Genomic DNA, 19,669 nt, shown 5'->3' with positions numbered 1-19,669 from the left:
GTTATGATCTCACCACCATGGTCGTGATGGGGCTGTTGCGCACAACATAGTCGGTCACGCTACCAAGCAGGAGGCGGTCGACGCCGCTCTTGCCGTGGGACCCGAGGAGAATGAGGTCGATGCCCAGCTCTTCAGCGAGGGAGACGATCTGCGACCCCGCATGCCCCTGCCGGAGGTGCGTGGTAAGCGAAACGCCCGCTGCATCCGCCTTCTTTCGAGCGGACTCAAGGATATCCTCGCCTTCCTTCTGCAAAACACTGTAGATTATTTCAAGTGTGTTGTCCATAGGAAGGGATGAAAAAAGCCCGGATTCGACAACATAAACGACATGAACTTCGGTGTCCCGGGAACCGGCTTCATCGAAGGCTTCCTCTAAAGCCCGATTGGCAGGTTCGGAACCATCTATTGCAACAAGTATCTTACGGAACATACACACCAACACGCAGAACAGATACTTCCTATCTGATTTCTACTGCATGGTTAAAACATTTTGGCCAATGGCTGATGGATTCAGCCGCTTTACAATGGTTGCCCGGATGTCGTTGCTGAAGGAGAGGTTGCTTTTTGCCGGGTTTATGACGAGAAATGACGCTTTCTCCCCTTCCTTGATATATCCGCTCCTCCCGGCGAGCCGGGCGCCTGCAATCGCGGCACGGAGGATTTCTTCGGGCGGCGCGCGGTAGACGGTCGCGGTGAAAGCCATCTCCTGAAAGAGATCCGGCTGAACAAACATGACGTTATCCGTCCCGAGATAGAACCTGCCGCCAAATTCGAGGATGCGCGCGATGGGGGGGTGCGCCGATGATGCCGCGACGCCAAGCAGCCAGTTCGATCGCGGGCAGACGACGATGGGGATATCCATATCGATGATCCGCCGAAGCTGCGCGTCTGTCGCGTGAGTGCAGTGGACGAGCAGATCGGGCTCAAACGCGAGCGCCTCGTCGATGTCGTCCGGGTTCTTCTCTCCGGCGTGGAAGGCGACGAGTTTTCCTGCGGTCCGGGCATTCATGACAATCTCTTCGGCATTCGCGACGTCATGGACGCTGCTGATGCCTGCACCGTCACTCAAGCGCTCGCCGCCTTCGCGGCCGAGGATGACTGGCTGGCAGGAGAGTCCGGCCGCCGCCTTGCGGAGCGCTGCGACACCCTCGACCCCTCCTTCCCTGAAGTCGGCAAACCCGGCTGTTCCGGCCGCGATCATCGCGAGAATGCTCGAACGCATTCCCCGGACGAGATCGGCCTCGGGTGTTGCCGCAAGGATCCTGTGCTTCAAGCCGTTCGGGGGTTTGACGAGGTCTGCAAGGCTACCACGGGCGGGGAGGTCCATTGCGACGGTGTCGCCAAGGTGCGTGTGGGCGTTGAAGAGGGCGGGCATGATCCACCGGTCAGGGATCGCGGGAGAGGGCTCTATGGACGTGATGATACCCCCGGAGACGGTGATGCTGACATCTTCTTCCCGGAGGTCTTCGCCGAGAAGTGCCCGGCCGGTGACGACGTATGATGTAACTTCCTGCATCCTGGGACCTTTGTTTTATATATGGCAAGGGAGAATATTTCTGTATGGCGAAAAAATCTGGCGGAAGACTGGTATCCTCTGCCGGCCTGGTCAACTACTATGACAGCGATGACCACCGGGCGATCCATATCAGCCCGAAAGTGGTGATCGCCGTGACCATCGTGACCGGAGTGGCAGTCTTTACTCTCAATGCTCTCTTCTAATCTTTTTTGCTCTTCAGCGCGGCACGGATGATATCCTGCTCAGGCGTGAAGTAGACGGCGTCATGCCCGTCCCAGGTCCGGCAGTTCCGGAAGACCACAGCGGGGACACCCTGGTGGCTCTCGCCCATGACAAAGTTCGCGAAGGCTGCAACCTCGTCGACCACTGCTTCTTCGGTGATCTCGAGGACGTGGCCGAAGAGGTCGGTGTCACCCCGGTAATCGTTGATCGCCGTCATCCCCGCCCATCCGATGGCGATACCGGTCTGCCCGCGCCGAAACGACCGCCCGCAGGTGTCGGTAATGAGGACCCGGACGTCCTTTCCGGTGATACGGCGGATTGCGCTCCGGACTTCCGCGGCGGCTCCCATGGGGTCAGGCGGGAGGATGATGATCCGGCCGTCTTCGACGTTGCTGTGGTCGACGCCTGCCCGAACGCCGATGTGGCCGGAAGGCAGTTCCGAGAGGATGAACGGGTACTCAAGCAGGATATCGGTTGACGAGTCCAGCACCGCCTGCACGAAGCGGGGGTCTTCCTTTGTCTTTGCCGCAACCCGGACGGCTTCCGCGCCGGGGGTGATCGTGGCGAGGTCGCGGGTGAAACCCTTTGCCTTTGAGTAGACCGACGAGGCGACGGCGAGGATATCTCCGTCCTCGAACGCGACCCGGTCGCAGATCAGGGCGGGAAGGTCGTCTCCTCTCTGGATCAGAGGGAGATCCCGAACACCGATTACCTGGATATCCATGAAATTCACGGATCAGTGGTCGTCTCCACTTGCAGAAAAATGCTCGGGTTCTTCTCGCGGGGGGCTCTGGCGGGTTGTGGGGATTATTTCTGGTTCCGGGTGGGTGCGGGGGAGGGGGGCCCCGGAACTTGAGCGCCGGCGGGTGCGGGTTGTGACGGGCCATAGGGCCGGAGCAGGAGCACCAAAGGTGCGGGTTGTGACGGACGGGATGGCAGAAGTTCGAAAAGGCCGATGGCCGTCGCTGTGCGACAGACTGGATGAGCGGATGCAAGGAAAAAGCCCGGTACAGTGGACCGTGGGGGTATCGCCACTGGGGGAGGGGCTGACGGGGAGGGGGGAGCATCCCCCTCCCCTGTCTCCTCAAACCAGATGACTCTCCCCAAAAGTCCCCCACCGACCGCGCTTCGCGCTCCTCCCGCCCCCCCTGGGGGCGGGCAGTGCGAGCGAAGCGAGCTTGAGCACCGATAGGTGCGGAGGGGGCATGCCCCCCCTGTCCCCACCCCCCTCTCGGGGATATCCCCACAAATCCGTGTCAGGGAAGAAATCCGATGGCCCAACATGAGTGCCACTGGTGGGAGCACCGTTAGGCGCGAGGCAGAGGAGACTCTCCCCCTGCAACACCAATAATCCAGACCTCCACCCCACCACACCCACATCTCACCCACAGGACAACCCCACGTCCCGGTTCAGCCGGAACTCCGGCTCGAAGGAACCGATAAGGTCGAGGTACTGCTCGACGGTGCGGGTGAAGAGGAAGTGGTCCCGAACCCTCTCGCGTGCCGCGCGTCCGAGCCGCGCCGCAAGATCGGGATCGCGGAGCAGCCGGACGATCCTCTCGGCCGCCTCATCAACCGAAGAGACCAGGAATCCGTTCACCCCATCCTCTATCTGGTAGCGTATGCCGCCGACATTCCCCCCGATCACCGCCGCACCCTTCCACATCGCTTCTGATACCGTCAGCCCGAATCCTTCCCTGAGGGACTTCTGCAGCACAACCGCCGCCCGCCGCTGGAGCGCGTTCACGAGCGCCCCGTCCTGGACGCTCAATACGATGATCCGCTCGTTTCGGTAGGAGAGGAGTGACCGGTAGACCTCCGCACCCTCCGGGTCGTCAGTCGCTACGTTCCCAACGAGGACCAGGGTGCACTCCTCCTCCTTTCGTGCCTTCAGGAATGCCTGAATGACCCCCACAGGATCCTTCCAGTGGTCGAACCGCGAGACCTGCACGACCAGGGGGAGATCCGTCGGGATGCGGTAGTGCGCGAGGCGCTCGTCGATGGCGCTATCAGAGAGTTCCCGGTTCACAATCGAGAAGGGGTCGATTCCAGGCGTGAAGAAGACCTGCGGTCTCGCAAGGTCCTGGCGGTACTCCCCGCAGGAGAGGACGACGGCGTCGTACCTCTCGATGAACGGAGCAAGATAGTTCCAGACCTTCGGGTTCGGCGCGGTAAGGTCGAGGTGGCAGCGCCACACCCAGGGGCTCTTCTTCCGATAATGGGTGATCAGCGGGAGCGGCTGGGGATCGTGGACGAAGACCACGTCGTGATCGAGATGGTTACGCACGGCGTTCTCGTGAATGACATGCTCGTAGATCTCCTTTTTTCGGCCGGTCATGTTGATCGCGGCACCCTGGAGGGCGTTATGGAACTTCTTTGTCACACTGAAGAAGTCCGGCGGGCCGTGTATCACCCGCCATCCGGTCTCTATCCCGAGACTGTTCATCAGGAGGGTCAGGGACGAGAGGATCTGGGAGACCCCGCCGCCGTAGTAGGTGGAGTTCATGTGCATGACGTGGAGATCGCGGAGCGGCCGCGCCTTCGCCTTGATACGACGCACGGTCTCTTTTCCGACATGCCGCTCATAGTCCTCAATGGTGTGGATCGCGCTCATCCCGATCGCTCCTGCATCCTCGCGATCACTCTTATGCGTAACGGCAGGTCACCTCTTCAGCCACCGTCACCGGCCTGCTCCGTCCTCCCCGTCTCTTCTGCATAACCGTTATATGGATGCCGGGGAACCCATCAGCGAGGAGACACGCATGGGGGAGTTGCCAGAGCCTAATGACGATCTACCGGGAACAGCAGAATCATACTGGATGGCTACGTCGCCGGAGACGGCGTTCCCGCCTCTCGACGGGGACGGGCGCGTGGACGTCACGGTGATCGGCGGCGGGATCGCCGGAATCACTACGGCGTTCCTGCTGAAGAAGGCGGGACTGACGGTCGCCCTCATCGATGCCTACCGGATCATCACGGGCACTACCGGTCACACGACGGCGAAGATTACGTCGCTTCACCGGCTCGTCTATAGAGACCTCATCGACCGGGTCGGGAGCGGGAAGGCGAAGCAGTACGCCGACGCAAACCAGGCGGGGCTCAATCTGATCGCATCCCTCGTCCGCGAGTACGACATCCCCTGTGACTTTGTCCGAAAACCTGCCTACACCTACGCGGAGTCGGAGGAGTCCCGTGACCTTGTTATGGACGAGGCGGACGCGGCACGAAGTCTCGGGCTCCCGGCGGTGTTCACGGAGGAGGTGCCGCTCCCCGGGAGGACTCACGGGGCAGTGATCCTCGAGGATCAGGCGCAGTTCCACCCGAGGAACTACCTCCTCCTGCTCGCCGGACATCTCCCGGGGGAGGGGAGTTATGTCTTTGAGATGACAAGAGCCGTTGACCTCGAGGAACGGGCGGACGGCGTCGTGGTGAAGACCGACCGGGGCTCGCTCTCATCGGACTACGCGGTCCTCGCAACACACTACCCCATCTACGACCGTCCCGGCGCATACTTTGCCCGGATGCAGCCGTCGCGCTCCTACGCACTCGGCATCCGTATCGACGAGCCGTTCCCGAACGGGATCTTCATCAATGTCGCGGCCCCCGTCCACTCCTGGCGGTCACAGCCCGCCGGAGACGGCGACCTCGTCATCGTCACCGGTGCGCCGCACGACACCGGGAAGGCGGCCGACACCCGGGCGCACTACCGGAGCCTCGAGGCCTACGCCCGGTCGGTCTACCCGGTCCGGTCCGTCGACTATCACTGGTCGGCGCAGGACTACATCACGGCCGACCGCATCCCCTACATCGGCCGCATTGCCGCGGGGCACGACCGCGTCTATGTCGCGACGGGTTTTCAGAAGTGGGGGATGGCCGCCGGCACGGCGGCGGGGATGATCCTTGCCGACCTGATCCGGGGCCGCACGAACCCCTGGGCGGAGGTCTTTGACCCCTCCCGGTTCCGGGAGCAGCCGGAGTTTCCCGACCGGGTACGAAAGAGACTCGCGGCCGCGGGGGGAGCGATAGAGGTCGGCACGGACCGCATCGACCACGAGATCGGGACGATTCCGCCCGGGGAGGGAAAGGTCATCGAGATCGACGGGCAGAAGGTTGCGGTCTACCGCGACGGAGGGGGCGAAATCCACACCCTGGACCCGACCTGCATGCACATGGGCTGCACGGTCGCGTGGAACAACGCGGAGAAGTCCTGGGACTGCCCCTGCCACGGCTCGCGCTACGCCGCCGACGGCAGGGTGATCGAGAGCCCGACGGTCAGGGATCTGAGGAGGAAGGAGGTCGTGAGGAGGTAGAGGCGGTGATGCGAGAAGCGTGAGCGCCGGAAGTGCCGGGGGCGGCAACGGGAATCATCAGGCCCACGCAGAACTATATATGCTCCCCGCATAATGGTGACCGCCCCGCCGCCTGAACTATGGGACGGTGGGCAGGAGGAGGTCTGATATGGAGTATGGACCGGGCGCGTATGGCCTGCCGGGCAGGCACGAGTCGTTCTGGATGGAGACCACGACGAAGACGTCGCATCCTCCCCTGCCGGGGGACCTGGAGACCGACGTGACGGTTCTGGGCGGCGGTATTGCCGGGATCACCACCGCCGTCCTGCTCAAGCGGGCCGGCTATGCGGTCACCCTGATCGAGGCAGACCGGATCGCCCGGGGAGTGACCGGCCGCACGACGGCGAAGATTACGTCGCTCCACCGGCTCATCTATGCGGAACTCATCGACCGGTTCGGAAGCGGGCAGGCGCAGCAGTACGCCGACGCAAACCAGGCGGCGATCGAGACGATAGCATCGTTTGTCCGTGAGTACGATATCCCCTGTGACTTTGTCCGAAAACCGGCCTACACCTACGCGGAGTCAGAGGAGTCCCGTGACCTTGTTATGGCCGAGGCGGACGCGGCACGGAGCCTCGGCCTCCCGGCGACGTTTGTGGAGGATCTCCCGCTGCCTGCCCGGACCTACGGGGCGGTGCGGTTTGCCGACCAGGCGCAGTTTCACCCGTTAAAGTATCTCCTGCACCTCGCCTCGCTGATACCGGGCGACGGGAGCCAGATATTCGAGAAGACCCGGGCACTTGAGGTGCAGGACGGCGGAGGCCGGTGTGCGGTTCGGACGGAGAACGGGATCGTCATGTCCCGGGCGGTGGTTCTTGCGACCCATTACCCGTTTTACGATAGCCCGGGGTTCTACTTTGCCCGGATGGAGCCCTCGCGCTCCTACGTCCTCGGGGTCCGGATTGATGAGCCGTTTCCGGAGGGGATGTTCATCAACGCCGAAAGCCCCGCCCACTCCTGGCGGTCGCAGCCCGACGAGGGGGGCGAGCTCGTGCTTGTTGGTGGCATGGAGCACCGGAGCGGCGAGAATGTGGATACACGGGAGCACTACCGCAACCTCGAGGCCTACGCCCGGTCGGTCTACCCGGTCCGGTCCGTCGACTACCACTGGTCGACACAGGACTACATCACCAACGACGGCGTCCCTTACATAGGACCGCTCGCTGACGGCCACGAGAACGTCTACATCGCGACAGGGTTCCGGAAGTGGGGCATGACCAACGGCACCGCGGCCGCGACGATCATCACCGATATGATCCGGGGGCGCGCGAATCCCTGGACGGAGGTCTACGCCCCCAACCGGTTCAAGCCCGCAGCATCGGCACGGCGGTTCCTCGTCCACAACATTGAGGTGGCCGAGAAGTACATCGGCGGCGTGATATCCCGGCCGGCCGGGGATCTTGGGGACGTTCAGCCCGGGGAGGGGAAGATCCTGATGATCGAGGGTGAGAAGACCGGTGTCTTCCGGGACCGCGAGGGCCGGGTCCATGCGGTCAACCCGACCTGCACTCATCTTGGGTGTGTCGCCGCCTGGAACAGCGCCGAAGAGACCTGGGACTGCCCCTGCCATGGCTCCCGCTACGATGCCGACGGGAAGGTGATCCACGGGCCGGCCGTGAAAGATCTCAAGCCGAGGGGAGGGTGAGTAATCGTCCGGGGGCCGGTGACAATGCGTACCTTGGGTGCTCAGACTCTTCACGATTTCAGCCGCTCTCCCATGCACGGATTCCTTGGGAATATCGCCACGCACTGCCCCCGCCCCCTGGGGCAGGGTGCGAGGGGCCATAGGGCTGGAGCATGAGCACCGAAGGTGCGAATGAGGAGCGCGAAGCGCGGGAGGGGGGGGTTACAGGTATCCCCTTATGAGGTGGAGACAGGGGAGGGGGCGAGCCCCCCTCCCCGTCAGCCCCTCGCACCTTCGGTGCTCATGCTCCTGCCCTCCGGCCAGTCGCCCTCCCCAATGGCGATATCCCCTTGAAATCCGTGTTAAGGAAGCGAGGTTTTCCCTTCGGACTTTCCATTTTCTCCGGTCAGATCTCACAGCCTTCGGGTATTCGAACTCCCGTTCAGCAGAGATGTGGTCTCTGGAACATCCCCACCTGAGGACGCCCCACACCTGCCAGAAAAACTCCGGATGGATAACTATAAATCCGCCCGCCCGCACACTCCCATTAATCATGTATCTCGTCATCCGCTGTCCGGGCTGCCGAACCTTCACCTACGTAGACCGCTACCAGCGCTGGAGACTCTGTCCGATGTGCGGTGAAGTGATCAGCGTAGAACGGGCGCCGGTCTACCTGGACACCGATGACTTTCTTGATGCAGAACGGGTGGTGGAGCAGCTGGAGTCGTACCTGCACCGGACGGGGAAGAAAGATTTGACCGAGCGGGATATCCAGCAGCTCCGGACGCAGTACGCCGAATGGGTGAAGAATCGGGTCTGATCACCAGAGACGCCCGCAGCCGGGGCAGAGCATGCTCACTCTTCTACCGCAATGCGGGCAGTGAAGGCCCGTGCGCTCGTTGTTGACCAGCGGTCTCCCGCACCGCTTGCAGTGAATTGGGGCCTCAAACCCGCACTCGTGCCTGACCATCAGTCCAGATATTTGTAGTCTTTCACAAAAAGGTTTCCTTTGCCGCGGTTCGCGATATCCCCGGTAAACTGGATTAAGGTGCGCCCTTCGTGCTGAATTGTCCCGACCTTCCTGAACGTGGGGAGCATCCCCTGCGCGGTTCCAAAGACGTAGCAGGAGCCGCTTTTCATGTTTGCCGCAGGGCGGCTGCAGTTCCCGTGGACGACGAGCGTGCCGCCGTGCATCTCCGCGCCGGCCATATCCCCGGCGTCGCCGTGCACAATCACCGTGCCGGCGGCGATGCTCTCCGCGAGGAAATCACCGGCACGGCCGAAGACCTCCACGGTCCCGCCGGTCATCCCCTTCCTGCCGCCGCGGTATCCCGACGCGCAGTAGTCGGCGGCGTCGCCACGGCAGATGATCGTCCCGCCCGCCATCTCCCGCCCGAGCCAGCCGTCGGCGTTGCCATGGACCTCGATCGTCCCGTCGCTCATGAAGTTGCCGCAGTGCATCCCGATACCCCCGAGGATGGTGATCTTCCCGCCGTCCATGTACTCCCCGACCCTTTTTAAGCGGGACGTATCTCCCGAGAGGACGACCTCGACGTCCTCCACCCGGTCGGCATCGCCCTCCACCGAGATCGAGAAGACCTCATCGAGCCTGAGTTCGCGGTTCCCCCGCCAGACAGAGAGATCAGTCCCGGCAAGGAAGTTCTTCGGGACGATCGACTCCGCCTCGATAGGGATGAACGACTTCGTCGCGGGTTTCATCACAAGTGTGACCTTCATATCTCCGCCTCCGTCTCGATGCACCGGTTCCGGTTCAGGTACTCCTCCTGCACCGGGTAGTTTCGCATCCTGACCGTGTAGTAGCGGTCGAACTTCTCGATGAAGTCCGGGTCTTTCCCCATATCATAGGCCTCGGAGACCCTCGGTTTGACCCAGAACGTGGCGTTGCTCCCGTCGACCACGCACTCGCCCCGCCGGGCGACGACCCTGCCCCGCTTGATCGTGTACTCGGTCTGGCCGAACGCCTCGATCACCTTCTGGTAATCGACCGACGGGTCGACATCATCGATCCGGATCGGGTAGACGGCGACGTCGGCATAGGCGCCCGGCCCGAGATGCCCTTTCCCGATCTCCTGGATGCCGAGCGCCTTTGCCTGGCCGGCCCGGGTCATCACCGCGATCTCATACCAGTCCAGTTCGCGCTCGATCGCCGGGAGGGGCACCCGTGATCCGGTGTCCGGGTGAACCGTCGCGAACTCGGCGTCGCGGTACCTCTTGCTCATCAGGAGGGCGATGATCTCCGGATATTTGACGAACGGCGCACCGTTCGGGTTGTCCGTCGTGAGCAGGCACTGCCAGGGGCTCTTCGTCAGGAGCGCGAGTTCAAGCCCGATCGCCCACATGATCGAGTTGACCAGGTTCTTACGCCGGTAAACGACCGGGATGATCCCTGAGCCCGTCTCAAGTTCCACATCGTGGTTGCTCCACTTGTCGTGGTGGAGGCGGTAGAGGTTGAACTCCATCGGCCCGTCGGCGGTCATCGTCGTCGTCCGGCCAAACATCACCTGCCCCATGTCTATGACGATCTGCGGGCGCATGTTGACGAAGTTCGCAATAGGCTCGCTCTTCGAGCAGAAGTCCTTCCACCCCGATCCGCCGTAGGCATGATACTGGACGTGCGTCGCATACAGTGTCTGGCGTTTCGGGTTCAGGTCCGGGATGAGGCCGAACGACCCGAGCGTGCAGGTGTAGTTTCCCGGCGTCCCGAGGTTATTGCAGTGGAGGTGGACCGAGTGCGGGAGGTGGAGGAGTTCGTTCGCCTCGACGATCGACCGGATGATCTCTGCGGGCGTCACCTCGAAGTAGGGCACCGGGTCACGGATGCAGGAGACGTTCTTGCCCCACTGCCAGGCCTCGGTGCCGCCGGGGTTCGTGAGTTTGACACCGAACCCCTTCACGGCCCGGAGCGTCCAGGCGATGATGGCCGCGACCCGCTTTGTGTCGCCGTCACGGATCGCCTCCATGATCGCCCAGTTCCCGTCGAAGAGGGTGTTTGCCATCGTATCCTGCAGCGGCGTGTAGATGAACTCCTCGTGGGTGTGGCGAGCCTCGAGCGGCGCCATCGCGCCTTCGAGCAGAGTGGTGTAGCCCATGACACTGTAGCGGTAACTGTTGCCGTAGGTGGTCGGGACGCTGTAGCCGGACGTGGCATGCATAGGTCCGCGCCGGGGCGTCCTTCCCGCCCGCATATCCTCCGGGCTCATGTAGCGCCCGAAGTTCACCTTCGTCCCGCAGATGTGGGTATGCGAGTCGACCCCGCCCGGCATGGTGAGCATACCGCGGGCGTCGATCACCTCCGCCGCACCACTCACCTCCTCGACGATCCTGCCGTCACGGATGGCGATATCCATCGTCTCGGCATTGATTCCCCGGAGAGGATCGATTACGCAGGCGTTCTTCACCAGGAGTTCGCTCATTGTCCTTTCGCCTCCTGCATCAGCGTGTACATCTGTAAGAGGACCTCCCGGTCGGAGAGGTAATCGGAGGAGAGGACCTTCCTCGTCCGGATGGGCACCCCGTCCATCCGGTAGGCCGTCCCCTCCGCGTCGATCCCGGTCACCGCCACCGGGATCTGGACGTTGCAGAACGCGGTTGTGGCGTTGGGGTAGGGGTCGAGCTGGACCACCGGGATCTCTGATAGGTGTTCAAGGCACCTTCGCGGGAAGTGAGCGGCCGGGTCGCTCCCGACGATCAGCGCCGCGTCGCACTCTTTCCGGGCCAGGATGTCCACTGCCGTCGTCTCTCCCGGGTTGTAGAAGGCGATCCCCCGGGAGAAGTCGATACCGAACGGGTAGCCGGTCATCCAGGTGTTCACTTCATTCGACCCGTAGACGTTGTAGTGGCCCCGCATAGCCGAGATCGTGAACTTCGTGTGCCGGCTCAATTCCGAGACGAGTTCGATGGCGTTCCGGATGTTCTTGTACTTCCCCCGCGTCATGGTGAGCCCGAGCCCGAAATAGACCGCCCCGAACTTTGCGCTCTTACAGAGGTTTGCCACCCGGACAAGCTGCTCGCGGGTGACACCCGCAACCGTCCGCGGGATCGTCTCCGTCTTCCCCTGGACTATGGCCCGGAGCGCCGAGAGGACGGCGTAGTCCCCGCCGGGTTTGATCTGGACGAACTCGTCGGCGATCTCCGCGGTCTCGGTCCTCCTGACGTCGACGACGATCACCTTCCGGTCGCGGAAGGCGTTCTCGAGGAAGAAGCCCTCCGCGTAGCGCGTGTAGCGGGAGAGGTGGCGGGGGTGGGCGTCGATCGGGTTCGATCCCCAGTAGATCACAAGATCTGCCCGGTTCTTCACCACCCCGAGCGTGCATCCCGGGTGTCCGACCTCCTGGATGGCAAGAATGGACGGCCCGTGGCAGACCGAGGAGGTGTTGTCGATGACGCCCCGCACGAGTTCGGCCATGTGGACTCCCACGCACTGGGCCTCCCCGTGAGTGCCGCTCCACCCATACAGGAGCGGGCGCTCGGCGTCAAGGAGCATATCAGCGGCATACCGGACGGCCTCGTCGCAGGTGATCTCCTTCCACTGGTTCCCGTCACGCAGGATCGGGTTCTTCATCCTCTTCTCACCCATGAACTTCGTCGTGCCGAGTTCGCAGGCGTTCGTCACGGCGACCACCCTGCCTCCCTCCACCTCTACCTCGATGTCGTCGCAGAGGCAGCCGCAGAAGGGGCAGACCGCGTCCTTAACGATCATAGGCAAGGCCTCCCAGGTCTTCCATCAGTTCGTGAACCCTCTTTGGCTCTTCATCCGTCGGTTCGATCTCCACCTGATGCGACTTGAAATCCGGCATCCCGGTGGAGTGGGTGTCGGCAGCGACGACATGGTTGGCATAGGGCCCGTAGGGGACAAAGACGGTCCCCATGCCGACTTCCTCCGACATAACCGCCCGCATGACGACCTCCCCGCAGGGCCCGGTCACCCGGATGGTATCCCCGTTGTCAAGCCCGAGTTCCAGCATATCGAACTCGTGCATGAAGCAGGTCGAGGTCTCTGCTGCGTATTCGGCGGAAGTCTTGTTCTCGACGGTCACCCCCTGGTTCACCGTCCGCCCGGTGAGCATGAGGTATGTCATGCCTCCGCCTCCTCCTGCACCCCTTCCACCATCCGGGCGACCCGGATAGCGCGGTTCGGGCAGTTGATCTCGCAGGTCTTGCACCCGGTGCACTTCTCTTCGTGGAGGATCCGCACCCGGCCGCCCTCGACCCGCATGACGACCTCGTCGCTTGCGGACGTCCCGGTCCCCGCGAGCTGGGGGTCCACCTGCCGGTTGACCGGGCAGGAGACGCAACAGTTCCCGCACCGCATGCAGAGGGTGTCGTCAACCTCCAGGTGGTACCACGAGGAGAACGCCGTCCTGTCACGATGGGTAGTATCAAGGATCCGGCCGCTTGCGAGGACGTCCTCGGGGCACGCCTCGACACAGAGACCGCACCGGATGCAGTGGCCCCGGTAGATCTCCGGCTCCCACCGGTCCTGGCGGCGGAGAACCGCGATGGCATTGGGTGCGGGGCAGATCATCATGCAGGAGAAGCATGCTGTGCACTCCTTCCCCGTCAGGGACGGGTAGTCCTTGAAGTAGGAGGGGGTCTCCAGCGGCGCGGTCTTTACCAGGAAAAACTTCCGGAGCCATTCCGGCCGGAGGAATTCCCGCACGTAGTAGACGATCGATCGCATCTCCTCACCTCTCGTTGCACGCGATGCAGGGGTCGCTGCTGATGAACGTCGACGTCACGTCGGCGATCGACGTGGCGTCGGTGATCATCGAGTGGGCGCAGGCCTCGATGTTCATGACCGAAGGCGTCCGGATCGCTATATCGAGCACCCTGCCATACTCGTCGGTCTTGATGGAGTAGGTCAGCTCCCCGCGGGGGGCTTCGCCGGCATACGAGGTCTCGCCCGCCTTGCAGAGCCCGCCGCCGCGGATGGGGCCGTCGGGGAGGCGGTCTATGCACTTTCGGATGAGATCGATGCTCTGGAAGATCTCCTGGAACCGGACCATGATCCGGGCGAAGTTGTCGCCCTCCGTCCGGGTTACCTGGGTGAACCCGAGCTCCCGGTAGGTCGGGTGGCGGAGGCGGAGATCGCAGTCCTCGACACCGCTCGCCCGGGCCGTGGGGCCGACAGTGTGGGCCCGGATCGCCTCTTCGCGGCTCATGACCCCGACACCCTTGCTCCTGAGAGCAATCAGGGGGCCGGTCTCGAAGATCCTGGTGTGCCGCCGCATCTCGGCCTCGACCTTCGCGAGGTCGGCGAGCATCGCCGTGGCATCCTCGGGGAGGAGGTCGAACCGGACGCCGCCCGGGATCATGTAGGCGGTGTTGATCCTCGAGCCCGTGAGCCGTTCCAGGTTGTCGAGGACGATCTCCCGGGTGTTCAAGAGGTACATCGCGAGCGTCTCATGCTCGATCGTGTAGCAGTAGGAGAAGTTCGCGAGGATGTGGCTTGCCACCCGGTCAAGTTCGTTTGCGATGACCCGGAGGTAGGCCGCCCGCGGCGGGACGGCGATATCACTGATCGTCTCCATTGTCTCGATGAAGACCATGTTGTGGATGACCGAGCAGATGCCGCAGACCCGCTCGGCAAGGAACATCACCTCCTGCCAGGGCCGGCCCCGCATGATCCGCTCGATCCCCTTCTTCATGTACCCGAGTTCGACCTCGGCCCGGAGCACTCGCTCGCCCGCCGTCTCGCACTTGAGGCGGACAGGCTCTTTCCAGCACGGATGCATCGGGCCGAGGGGTATGGATACGTCAACGGTCTTCTTCATCGTTGCTTCTCCTCGTAGTCCTTGAATATCAGCGGCGCGACCGAGAGTATGGCGGAGAGGATCTCCGTCGGGCGGGGCGGGCAGCCCGGCACCGATGCCGCGATGGGTATGTAGTTCTCGACCGGCGGGGTGGTCAGGGTCCCTTTCCGGGCATAGACGCACCCCGATATCGGGCAGTTCCCGATGGCGACGGCCACCTTCGGTTCGGGGATCTTCTCCCAGATGTCACGAAGTTTGTCCACCCACTGCGGGGTGACGGAACCGATGACCAGGAGGACATCGGCCTCCCGGGGGTTGTTGTGGACGTAGATGCCGTACTGCTCGATGTCGTAGCGGGGCGCGAGGCACGCGAGCACCTCGATGTCGCAGCCGTTGCACGACCCGACGTCGACGTAACTGACGTGGATCGACCGCGACCGCACGGCGTTCTTGATATCCTGGAGGATGCTCATGAGAGAACCGCCTCCCGGACCAGTGCTTTTCCTCTTGCGAGTGCCTCGTCGATGGCTGAGCCTTCCTGTATCATTGCTTGCATCTTGTTGTATATGGTCTGCATCACTTCGGGGTCCACGAGCGGTATGAACCGGGTGAAGAGTTCGTACCCGATTCCTTCTGCCACCGGGTCGCCGTTGTCAGCGTGCTCCTGCCCCATCTGCCACCGGGACTCAAGGTTCTCAAGCAGGGACATGTCGAACCGGCGTATCAGCACCATCCGGAGCTTCGCGTCGCCCGTCCCGAGGCGCCGGGCGATCGCGTGGACGGTCTCGTCGTGCCGGGTACTCGTGAGGATGGTGTACTTCATCTGACGAAGATCCTTTTCATAGAGGTAATTCATGCGAGCACCCCCGATGCATGTGCCATCGCGTAGGCGAGGAACCCGAGCACCATCACCCAGAGCAGCCCCATCTCGTAGCGCTTCAGGGTGAGCTCGTCGTGCATCCAGGTCAGCGCCGTGGCGACGGCGAGCAGGACGACGCCCGCGATTGCCTGGTCGGCCACGCTCCAGTTCTGGGCGGCCTGGGCGAGGAACACCGCCACGTAAAAGGCCGCCCCTGCCATGATCAGGAGACGTATCGTGTTCATCCCATGACCACCCCGAGGACGATGATGTAAATGACGAGCGCGCCCGTCACCAGGCTCTGTATCGTCACGGTGTCGTAAGGCGAGAGCATGGGGGTGACCGCGCAGACGAACGAGAGCGATATGAGGACGAGGAGCATCAGGAGCAGTGCCAGTCCAAGCGGCAGCGGGCCGATGAAGAGGAGGACGAATGCGTAGAGGAGGACGTAGGTCTTGAGGGCAAACCCCACCTCGAGACCGGCGCGCCAGACGCCGAAGTGCTCGGTCATGTTCCCGCTCACGATCTCCTTCGCCTCGATGATCGAGAACGGGCCGTAGTGCATCTTGGAGAGGATCACGAGGTACATCGCCGCGGCCGCCGGGAAGGCGAGGATGAGGAGCGGGCCGTGGACCTGCTGGTAAGCCGCGATATCCGCGATCGAGAGCGATCCCGTGAAGAGATAGATCACAGCGACAGTGGCAAGGAGCGGCAGCTCTGAGGCTGCCGATATGACCGACCGGATGGCCCCGAACTTTCCGTACGGAGAGCCCGACGAGAGCCCCATCCCGTGTTCCACGATCTTGTGGAGCAGGTAGACCGCAAAGAGGAGGAGGAGGCTTCCTCCCGAGAGGAGGATGAAGAGGGCTCCGCTCCAGATGCCGATGGCGACGAAGACAACCGCGACAAAGAGCGTCTGGCTGGCCGTCTTCGGTATCCAGGTCTCCTTGAAGGAGAACTTCAGGGTGTGGAGAATCTCCTGCCAGATCGGCGGTCCGGGCCTCCCCTGAACTCTCGCGATGACTTTCCGGTGGATGCCGTGGAAGAGCAGGCCGATGAAGGTTGCAAAGAGCAGGTATTCGATCATGTCAGTATCCTATGAACGGTATGTCCTCTTCTCCGGACTTTGCGTTCCACCACAGTGCGATGAAGATGACAAAGGCAGGGAACGTGACGACCGCGAGGATCTCCGCGGCCCAGACCGGGAGGTAGCCGGCGGCCGCAAGGATTCCGGCCGCTACCCCGATCCCGCCCGCCGCAAGGCCCGCGATCAGTGCTGTCTGTTTCTTCATGGCCTATCACATCGATATGACGATCTCCGCCACGCGCAGGAAGAGGAGGAGCGAGCTGACGTGGACCATCAGGATGAACGGCGCTCCCTGCGCTCTCGTGATCTCCGCCTTTGCAACGTAGAACGGCGCCATGCCCTCCCCCATGACACCGAGGACCAGGAACGCCTTCGCGATGAGGGGGACCGCCACCGCACCGGTGAAGAGTTCCCACATGCTCAGCGTGCCGGTGCTCGCGACGACGATTGCCGCCCCTCCAAAGAGCGGGACGGTGGCGAGCATCGCGACGATGCCGTACTGGAACGCGGCGTTTAAGACATGCCGGTTCCGGTAGGCCGCGACGATGCCGATGTTCGTGATCCCGACGAGGGACGCAAAGAGGGTGAAGTTGAAGACGTCCCCGGTCACCATCGCGCCGAGCGTGGCAAGCCCGCAGGCGATCGCCATGAAGCGCTGGAACCGCATGAGTTCAGGGTCGACCACCTTTGCGTAGTAGGCGTCCCCGCCGAACGCTATGTCCATCTGCTTCTCGGGCCTGCTCACGATGGCAAGCGCCGTGAAGATGAGGGCGAAGACGAAGAGCGCCGTGGTGTAGGGGCTGAAGTAGGCGACGATATCGCCGAACTCCAGGACGAAGAGCTCCTGCCCGCCGATGTTTGTAGTGGGGAGATTAAACATTCGGACCACCCCGCCGCATCGTCCCGACAAGGGACATCTTTGCCATCACTTTGATGAGGATTGCGCCTCCTGCCATCATCACCCCGAAGAACCAGTACGCGGGGAGGAACATGAAGACGAAGAACGCCGCGATCCAGATCGCCCACGCATAACCGCTCACGGTCTCGATCAACTCGAACTGCTCGGCATGCCCCCGGCACATGAAGTAGAAGACCGCACCGACCGCGGCGACCGCTCCGCCGGTGAATCCCGAGAGGACGATGCCGTAGGCGACGAGAATCAGGGCGAGGATGCCGGGCGCGCTATCCATCACCTCGATGTGGAACGGTGGCCCCTCCGGTGCCTTGAGCCCTTCTTTTGCGATGTAGACCTCCGAGACCGCCATCAGCTCCGATATCCCCACGACGAGCCCGGGGAGAATCAGCGCTTCCGCAAGGTCGGTCGCGACGAGCGCGATCACGACGAGCGCGAGGACCTCCGCAAGGTCGGTAAGGAGGATCCGGTGCAGGTCGTCCTTCTCCCGGATGATGGCCGCGAAGCCGACGATGAGCCCGATCGCGACGACGACAAGGCCGATCGAGTAGGTGGCGGCGTCCATCAGGTCTCCCTCCGGAAGAGGTAACTTGCGATCCCGAACGCTACAAAGAGGATGCTCGTCTCCACGACCGTGTCAAAGCCCCGGGTGTTGTAGAGGATCTCGTCGATGATCCCGCCGGGGTGAGCGACGATCGTCGTCCCCATATGATGGGTGGTGTCGGCGAGCCACTGGCTGAACGGTGTTAAGTAGGTCGTCACGTAGCCGGCGTAGGGCGAGTTCTCCGGGTACTGCGACTTCACCGGGGTGGTCCCGAACGGCACGCCGCCCCGGTCGTAGGGGTGGAGGGTGCTTGCCGGGTTGAGGGTCTTTTCGTAGAGCTGGTCGTCGTAATAGGTGATGGACGGCAGGGTGACGAGGCCAAGGACGATGACAACCACAACGAGCAGCGCGTACAGTCCGGTGAGGTTCTCGACCTTCGAGATCGTCGCCGACATCCGGGTTATGATCGATCGGTTCGTCTTCACCCCGCATCCCTCCGTTCGATGACCCGCACGAGGACGAAGGTCGAAATCGCCGTAACGCCGATGAACGTCATCAGGGCGAGCGTCTCGTCGTAGGCGAGCATGATCAGGAGGAGACCGAACGCGGGGATCTCAAGGTTGATCAGCCGCGACAGATAGGTCTTCTCGCGCGGGAACCCGGCGGCGATCACCCCGGCTATGAGGATGATGCAGCCGAGGATGAACTCAGGCGTCATGGTCCTGCCTCCTACATAGTGGCAGCATGATGATCGTCGTGATGGGGATGATCAGGCTGACAGCGATTGCGACGTCCAGGTAGCCGCGGTCGACGATGAACGGCACAACGCCGCCGTAGATGATCCCGACGGCGATCAGCTTATTGAAGCGGTCCCGCTGGAGGTAGACGCCAACCGTGCCGATGAGGGCCACGACAGCAAAGAGGACGACAAGAAGATCATCCACGCCGGTCACCCCCTGCGTAGGTGCTCGCGATGGCATTCGCTTCGAGGGTTGAGCCGACGAAGTAGGCGACCGCGGCGACAAGGGCGAGCGGGTGATCGAGCAGCAGGACGAGGGCGCCTGCGACGGCGAAGTTCATGACGTTGACGAAAGGCAGTTTCCTGCCGGTGTTCCGCTCGAGAGTCGCCCTGACAACGCCAAAGACCGCGATCACGGCCACAACGTAGAGCGCAATCACTGCCTGAACCTCCAGAGCCGCGCCAGAAGCCGGCTTGCGTGCGTATGGGAGAGCCCCTGGATGGTGAGGATGGCGATCACCATGCCCGCGATGAAGTCGGTGGCGGCGAACCCGACCAGGGTGAAGGCATAGACGACGAACGTGGCGAGGACCGCGCCGGTGGTCCCTGCGTAGCCGGGGTCGTGGCAGATGCGGTTGCCTATGAAGACGAGCGCGGCCGCAAGAAGCCCGCCGGGGATGCCGGCGACGTAGACGCCGCAGGCGGCAAGGAGCGTCCCTGCCGAGGCGTCAGGGGAGCAGACGATGTTTCCCATCATGGTGCCGCCACTAAGAGCGCCGCCGCCGGCCTGGATATCCCGCGCGATGGCAGACGCTCCGCTGACACCCCCCGCTTCCGGCAACTTGAAGAGAATATCGACGGCTACGAAGAGTATCCAGCTGACAGCGGCCGCCGCCAGGATATGGAGGAACTCGCCCAGCATTTCAGTTCAACTACTGGAGAATACGGTTGATCAATTCAATAAATGTTTTGTTCTTAACATTTCGGGCATGATTCGGCCGGAATGCAGTCCCGGCGCATTTCCGGCTTGATGGTCTGCGGTT

The 19,669-nt window shown here is 62.8% G+C and carries 26 protein-coding genes; 4 read left to right on the top strand and 22 right to left on the bottom strand.

What is annotated here, in order from left to right:
* Position 1: 1 nt before the first annotated feature.
* Positions 2-430: a universal stress protein gene (locus QZ650_RS07720; protein ID WP_292521405.1), complete on the bottom strand. Its 429-nt coding sequence runs from the start codon at positions 428-430 to the stop codon at positions 2-4.
* A 39-nt stretch (positions 431-469) separates the two neighbouring features.
* Positions 470-1,516, bottom strand: a complete 1,047-nt coding sequence (locus QZ650_RS07715) for an amidohydrolase family protein (protein ID WP_292521403.1) — start codon at positions 1,514-1,516, stop codon at positions 470-472.
* A 44-nt stretch (positions 1,517-1,560) separates the two neighbouring features.
* On the opposite strand from QZ650_RS07715, the gene QZ650_RS07710 reads away from it, so the two are divergent.
* Positions 1,561-1,719 (top strand): preprotein translocase subunit Sec61beta, encoded by a 159-nt coding sequence (locus QZ650_RS07710; RefSeq protein WP_292521401.1) that lies wholly within the window; start codon positions 1,561-1,563, stop codon positions 1,717-1,719.
* Here QZ650_RS07710 and QZ650_RS07705 read toward each other — a convergent pair.
* Together QZ650_RS07705 and QZ650_RS07700 are read right to left on the bottom strand one after the other, a co-directional pair.
* On the bottom strand, positions 1,716-2,462 hold the full coding sequence (locus QZ650_RS07705; RefSeq protein ID WP_292521659.1) for a coenzyme F420-0:L-glutamate ligase: 747 nt from the start codon (positions 2,460-2,462) through the stop codon (positions 1,716-1,718). The two genes, QZ650_RS07710 and QZ650_RS07705, sit on opposite strands and share 4 nt — an antisense overlap.
* A 657-nt stretch (positions 2,463-3,119) precedes the next feature.
* A complete protein-coding gene (locus QZ650_RS07700; protein ID WP_292521399.1) occupies positions 3,120-4,352 on the bottom strand; it encodes a glycosyltransferase in 1,233 nt (410 codons plus the stop codon).
* Between the two features lie 205 nt (positions 4,353-4,557).
* On the opposite strand from QZ650_RS07700, the gene QZ650_RS07695 reads away from it, so the two are divergent.
* The 3 genes from QZ650_RS07695 to QZ650_RS07685 all read left to right on the top strand — a co-directional run bounded on the left by QZ650_RS07695 (position 4,558) and on the right by QZ650_RS07685 (position 8,531).
* The gene (locus QZ650_RS07695) at positions 4,558-6,048 is read left to right on the top strand and encodes an FAD-dependent oxidoreductase (RefSeq protein ID WP_292521397.1); all 1,491 of its coding nucleotides are present in this window, start codon (positions 4,558-4,560) and stop codon (positions 6,046-6,048) included.
* Positions 6,049-6,196: 148 nt separating this feature from the next.
* On the top strand, positions 6,197-7,732 hold the full coding sequence (locus QZ650_RS07690; protein WP_292521396.1) for an FAD-dependent oxidoreductase: 1,536 nt from the start codon (positions 6,197-6,199) through the stop codon (positions 7,730-7,732).
* A 532-nt stretch (positions 7,733-8,264) separates the two neighbouring features.
* Positions 8,265-8,531, top strand: a complete 267-nt coding sequence (locus QZ650_RS07685; protein WP_292521394.1) for a DUF1922 domain-containing protein — start codon at positions 8,265-8,267, stop codon at positions 8,529-8,531.
* 149 nt (positions 8,532-8,680) lie between these two features.
* Here QZ650_RS07685 and QZ650_RS07680 read toward each other — a convergent pair whose 3' ends face one another.
* The 18 genes from QZ650_RS07680 to QZ650_RS07595 are packed head-to-tail and all read right to left on the bottom strand — an operon-like array spanning position 8,681 to position 19,548.
* Positions 8,681-9,448, bottom strand: coding sequence for a formylmethanofuran dehydrogenase subunit C (locus QZ650_RS07680; RefSeq protein WP_292521392.1), 768 nt, complete (start codon positions 9,446-9,448; stop codon positions 8,681-8,683).
* Complete coding sequence (locus QZ650_RS07675; protein ID WP_292521390.1) at positions 9,445-11,145, bottom strand: formylmethanofuran dehydrogenase subunit A; 1,701 nt, start codon at positions 11,143-11,145, stop codon at positions 9,445-9,447. The genes QZ650_RS07680 and QZ650_RS07675 overlap by 4 nt, the downstream gene beginning before the upstream one ends.
* Complete coding sequence (locus tag QZ650_RS07670; protein WP_292521388.1) at positions 11,142-12,431, bottom strand: formylmethanofuran dehydrogenase subunit B; 1,290 nt, start codon at positions 12,429-12,431, stop codon at positions 11,142-11,144. The genes QZ650_RS07675 and QZ650_RS07670 overlap by 4 nt, the downstream gene beginning before the upstream one ends.
* A complete protein-coding gene (locus QZ650_RS07665; protein ID WP_292521386.1) occupies positions 12,421-12,810 on the bottom strand; it encodes a molybdopterin dinucleotide binding domain-containing protein in 390 nt (129 codons plus the stop codon). Before QZ650_RS07665 ends, QZ650_RS07670 begins: the two co-directional genes overlap by 11 nt.
* A complete protein-coding gene (locus QZ650_RS07660) occupies positions 12,807-13,412 on the bottom strand; it encodes a 4Fe-4S dicluster domain-containing protein (RefSeq protein ID WP_292521384.1) in 606 nt (201 codons plus the stop codon). The genes QZ650_RS07665 and QZ650_RS07660 overlap by 4 nt, the downstream gene beginning before the upstream one ends.
* A gap of 4 nt (positions 13,413-13,416) precedes the next feature.
* Positions 13,417-14,505, bottom strand: a complete 1,089-nt coding sequence (locus QZ650_RS07655) for a nickel-dependent hydrogenase large subunit (protein ID WP_292521382.1) — start codon at positions 14,503-14,505, stop codon at positions 13,417-13,419.
* The gene (locus QZ650_RS07650) at positions 14,502-14,957 is read right to left on the bottom strand and encodes a hypothetical protein (protein ID WP_292521380.1); all 456 of its coding nucleotides are present in this window, start codon (positions 14,955-14,957) and stop codon (positions 14,502-14,504) included. The genes QZ650_RS07655 and QZ650_RS07650 overlap by 4 nt, the downstream gene beginning before the upstream one ends.
* Complete coding sequence (locus tag QZ650_RS07645; RefSeq protein WP_292521377.1) at positions 14,954-15,340, bottom strand: DUF1959 domain-containing protein; 387 nt, start codon at positions 15,338-15,340, stop codon at positions 14,954-14,956. Before QZ650_RS07645 ends, QZ650_RS07650 begins: the two co-directional genes overlap by 4 nt.
* Positions 15,337-15,588 carry a hypothetical protein gene (locus tag QZ650_RS07640; protein WP_292521374.1) on the bottom strand — a complete coding sequence of 84 codons (252 nt, stop codon included), beginning with the start codon at positions 15,586-15,588 and terminating at the stop codon, positions 15,337-15,339. Before QZ650_RS07640 ends, QZ650_RS07645 begins: the two co-directional genes overlap by 4 nt.
* Positions 15,585-16,430, bottom strand: coding sequence for an NADH-quinone oxidoreductase subunit H (locus QZ650_RS07635; protein ID WP_292521371.1), 846 nt, complete (start codon positions 16,428-16,430; stop codon positions 15,585-15,587). Before QZ650_RS07635 ends, QZ650_RS07640 begins: the two co-directional genes overlap by 4 nt.
* 1 nt (position 16,431) lies before the next feature.
* Positions 16,432-16,635 carry a hypothetical protein gene (locus QZ650_RS07630; protein ID WP_292521369.1) on the bottom strand — a complete coding sequence of 68 codons (204 nt, stop codon included), beginning with the start codon at positions 16,633-16,635 and terminating at the stop codon, positions 16,432-16,434.
* 6 nt (positions 16,636-16,641) lie between these two features.
* Positions 16,642-17,310, bottom strand: a complete 669-nt coding sequence (locus QZ650_RS07625; protein WP_292521366.1) for a hypothetical protein — start codon at positions 17,308-17,310, stop codon at positions 16,642-16,644.
* A complete protein-coding gene (locus QZ650_RS07620; RefSeq protein WP_292521364.1) occupies positions 17,303-17,908 on the bottom strand; it encodes a DUF2105 family protein in 606 nt (201 codons plus the stop codon). The genes QZ650_RS07625 and QZ650_RS07620 overlap by 8 nt, the downstream gene beginning before the upstream one ends.
* On the bottom strand, positions 17,908-18,372 hold the full coding sequence (locus QZ650_RS07615) for a DUF2106 family protein (RefSeq protein WP_292521362.1): 465 nt from the start codon (positions 18,370-18,372) through the stop codon (positions 17,908-17,910). The genes QZ650_RS07620 and QZ650_RS07615 overlap by 1 nt, the downstream gene beginning before the upstream one ends.
* Positions 18,369-18,605, bottom strand: a complete 237-nt coding sequence (locus tag QZ650_RS07610) for an EhaE family protein (RefSeq protein ID WP_292521360.1) — start codon at positions 18,603-18,605, stop codon at positions 18,369-18,371. The genes QZ650_RS07615 and QZ650_RS07610 overlap by 4 nt, the downstream gene beginning before the upstream one ends.
* A complete protein-coding gene (locus QZ650_RS07605) occupies positions 18,595-18,831 on the bottom strand; it encodes an EhaD family protein (protein WP_292521358.1) in 237 nt (78 codons plus the stop codon). The genes QZ650_RS07610 and QZ650_RS07605 overlap by 11 nt, the downstream gene beginning before the upstream one ends.
* On the bottom strand, positions 18,824-19,066 hold the full coding sequence (locus QZ650_RS07600) for a DUF2109 domain-containing protein (protein WP_292521356.1): 243 nt from the start codon (positions 19,064-19,066) through the stop codon (positions 18,824-18,826). Before QZ650_RS07600 ends, QZ650_RS07605 begins: the two co-directional genes overlap by 8 nt.
* Entirely contained in the window at positions 19,063-19,548 is a 486-nt protein-coding gene (locus tag QZ650_RS07595) for a hypothetical protein (protein ID WP_292521354.1), read from the bottom strand. The genes QZ650_RS07600 and QZ650_RS07595 overlap by 4 nt, the downstream gene beginning before the upstream one ends.
* Positions 19,549-19,669: the final 121 nt, after the last annotated feature.

This window comes from Methanoculleus sp. (assembly GCF_020696975.1).
Classification (GTDB): Archaea; Halobacteriota; Methanomicrobia; order Methanomicrobiales; family Methanoculleaceae; genus Methanoculleus.
Note: the sequence above shows the minus strand (reverse complement) of the source record. Positions and strands in the feature narration are given on the sequence as shown.

What these genes read in the sequence shown, in the direction of transcription:
- QZ650_RS07670 (WP_292521388.1), bottom strand. Translation starts at nt 12,431, where the DNA reads ATGATCGTTAAGGACGCGGTCTGCCCCTTCTGCGGCTGCCTCTGCGAC.
- QZ650_RS07640 (WP_292521374.1), bottom strand. Translation starts at nt 15,588, where the DNA reads ATGAACACGATACGTCTCCTGATCATGGCAGGGGCGGCCTTTTACGTG.
- QZ650_RS07675 (WP_292521390.1), bottom strand. Translation starts at nt 11,145, where the DNA reads ATGAGCGAACTCCTGGTGAAGAACGCCTGCGTAATCGATCCTCTCCGG.
- QZ650_RS07680 (WP_292521392.1), bottom strand. Translation starts at nt 9,448, where the DNA reads ATGAAGGTCACACTTGTGATGAAACCCGCGACGAAGTCGTTCATCCCT.
- QZ650_RS07595 (WP_292521354.1), bottom strand. Translation starts at nt 19,548, where the DNA reads ATGCTGGGCGAGTTCCTCCATATCCTGGCGGCGGCCGCTGTCAGCTGG.
- QZ650_RS07710 (WP_292521401.1), top strand. Translation starts at nt 1,561, where the DNA reads ATGGCGAAAAAATCTGGCGGAAGACTGGTATCCTCTGCCGGCCTGGTC.
- QZ650_RS07635 (WP_292521371.1), bottom strand. Translation starts at nt 16,430, where the DNA reads ATGATCGAATACCTGCTCTTTGCAACCTTCATCGGCCTGCTCTTCCAC.
- QZ650_RS07620 (WP_292521364.1), bottom strand. Translation starts at nt 17,908, where the DNA reads ATGGACGCCGCCACCTACTCGATCGGCCTTGTCGTCGTCGCGATCGGG.
- QZ650_RS07665 (WP_292521386.1), bottom strand. Translation starts at nt 12,810, where the DNA reads ATGACATACCTCATGCTCACCGGGCGGACGGTGAACCAGGGGGTGACC.
- QZ650_RS07625 (WP_292521366.1), bottom strand. Translation starts at nt 17,310, where the DNA reads ATGTTTAATCTCCCCACTACAAACATCGGCGGGCAGGAGCTCTTCGTC.
- QZ650_RS07720 (WP_292521405.1), bottom strand. Translation starts at nt 430, where the DNA reads ATGTTCCGTAAGATACTTGTTGCAATAGATGGTTCCGAACCTGCCAAT.
- QZ650_RS07645 (WP_292521377.1), bottom strand. Translation starts at nt 15,340, where the DNA reads ATGAATTACCTCTATGAAAAGGATCTTCGTCAGATGAAGTACACCATC.
- QZ650_RS07630 (WP_292521369.1), bottom strand. Translation starts at nt 16,635, where the DNA reads ATGAAGAAACAGACAGCACTGATCGCGGGCCTTGCGGCGGGCGGGATC.
- QZ650_RS07705 (WP_292521659.1), bottom strand. Translation starts at nt 2,462, where the DNA reads ATGGATATCCAGGTAATCGGTGTTCGGGATCTCCCTCTGATCCAGAGA.
- QZ650_RS07700 (WP_292521399.1), bottom strand. Translation starts at nt 4,352, where the DNA reads ATGAGCGCGATCCACACCATTGAGGACTATGAGCGGCATGTCGGAAAA.
- QZ650_RS07660 (WP_292521384.1), bottom strand. Translation starts at nt 13,412, where the DNA reads ATGCGATCGATCGTCTACTACGTGCGGGAATTCCTCCGGCCGGAATGG.
- QZ650_RS07695 (WP_292521397.1), top strand. Translation starts at nt 4,558, where the DNA reads ATGGCTACGTCGCCGGAGACGGCGTTCCCGCCTCTCGACGGGGACGGG.
- QZ650_RS07690 (WP_292521396.1), top strand. Translation starts at nt 6,197, where the DNA reads ATGGAGTATGGACCGGGCGCGTATGGCCTGCCGGGCAGGCACGAGTCG.
- QZ650_RS07610 (WP_292521360.1), bottom strand. Translation starts at nt 18,605, where the DNA reads ATGACGCCTGAGTTCATCCTCGGCTGCATCATCCTCATAGCCGGGGTG.
- QZ650_RS07715 (WP_292521403.1), bottom strand. Translation starts at nt 1,516, where the DNA reads ATGCAGGAAGTTACATCATACGTCGTCACCGGCCGGGCACTTCTCGGC.
- QZ650_RS07685 (WP_292521394.1), top strand. Translation starts at nt 8,265, where the DNA reads ATGTATCTCGTCATCCGCTGTCCGGGCTGCCGAACCTTCACCTACGTA.
- QZ650_RS07655 (WP_292521382.1), bottom strand. Translation starts at nt 14,505, where the DNA reads ATGAAGAAGACCGTTGACGTATCCATACCCCTCGGCCCGATGCATCCG.
- QZ650_RS07650 (WP_292521380.1), bottom strand. Translation starts at nt 14,957, where the DNA reads ATGAGCATCCTCCAGGATATCAAGAACGCCGTGCGGTCGCGGTCGATC.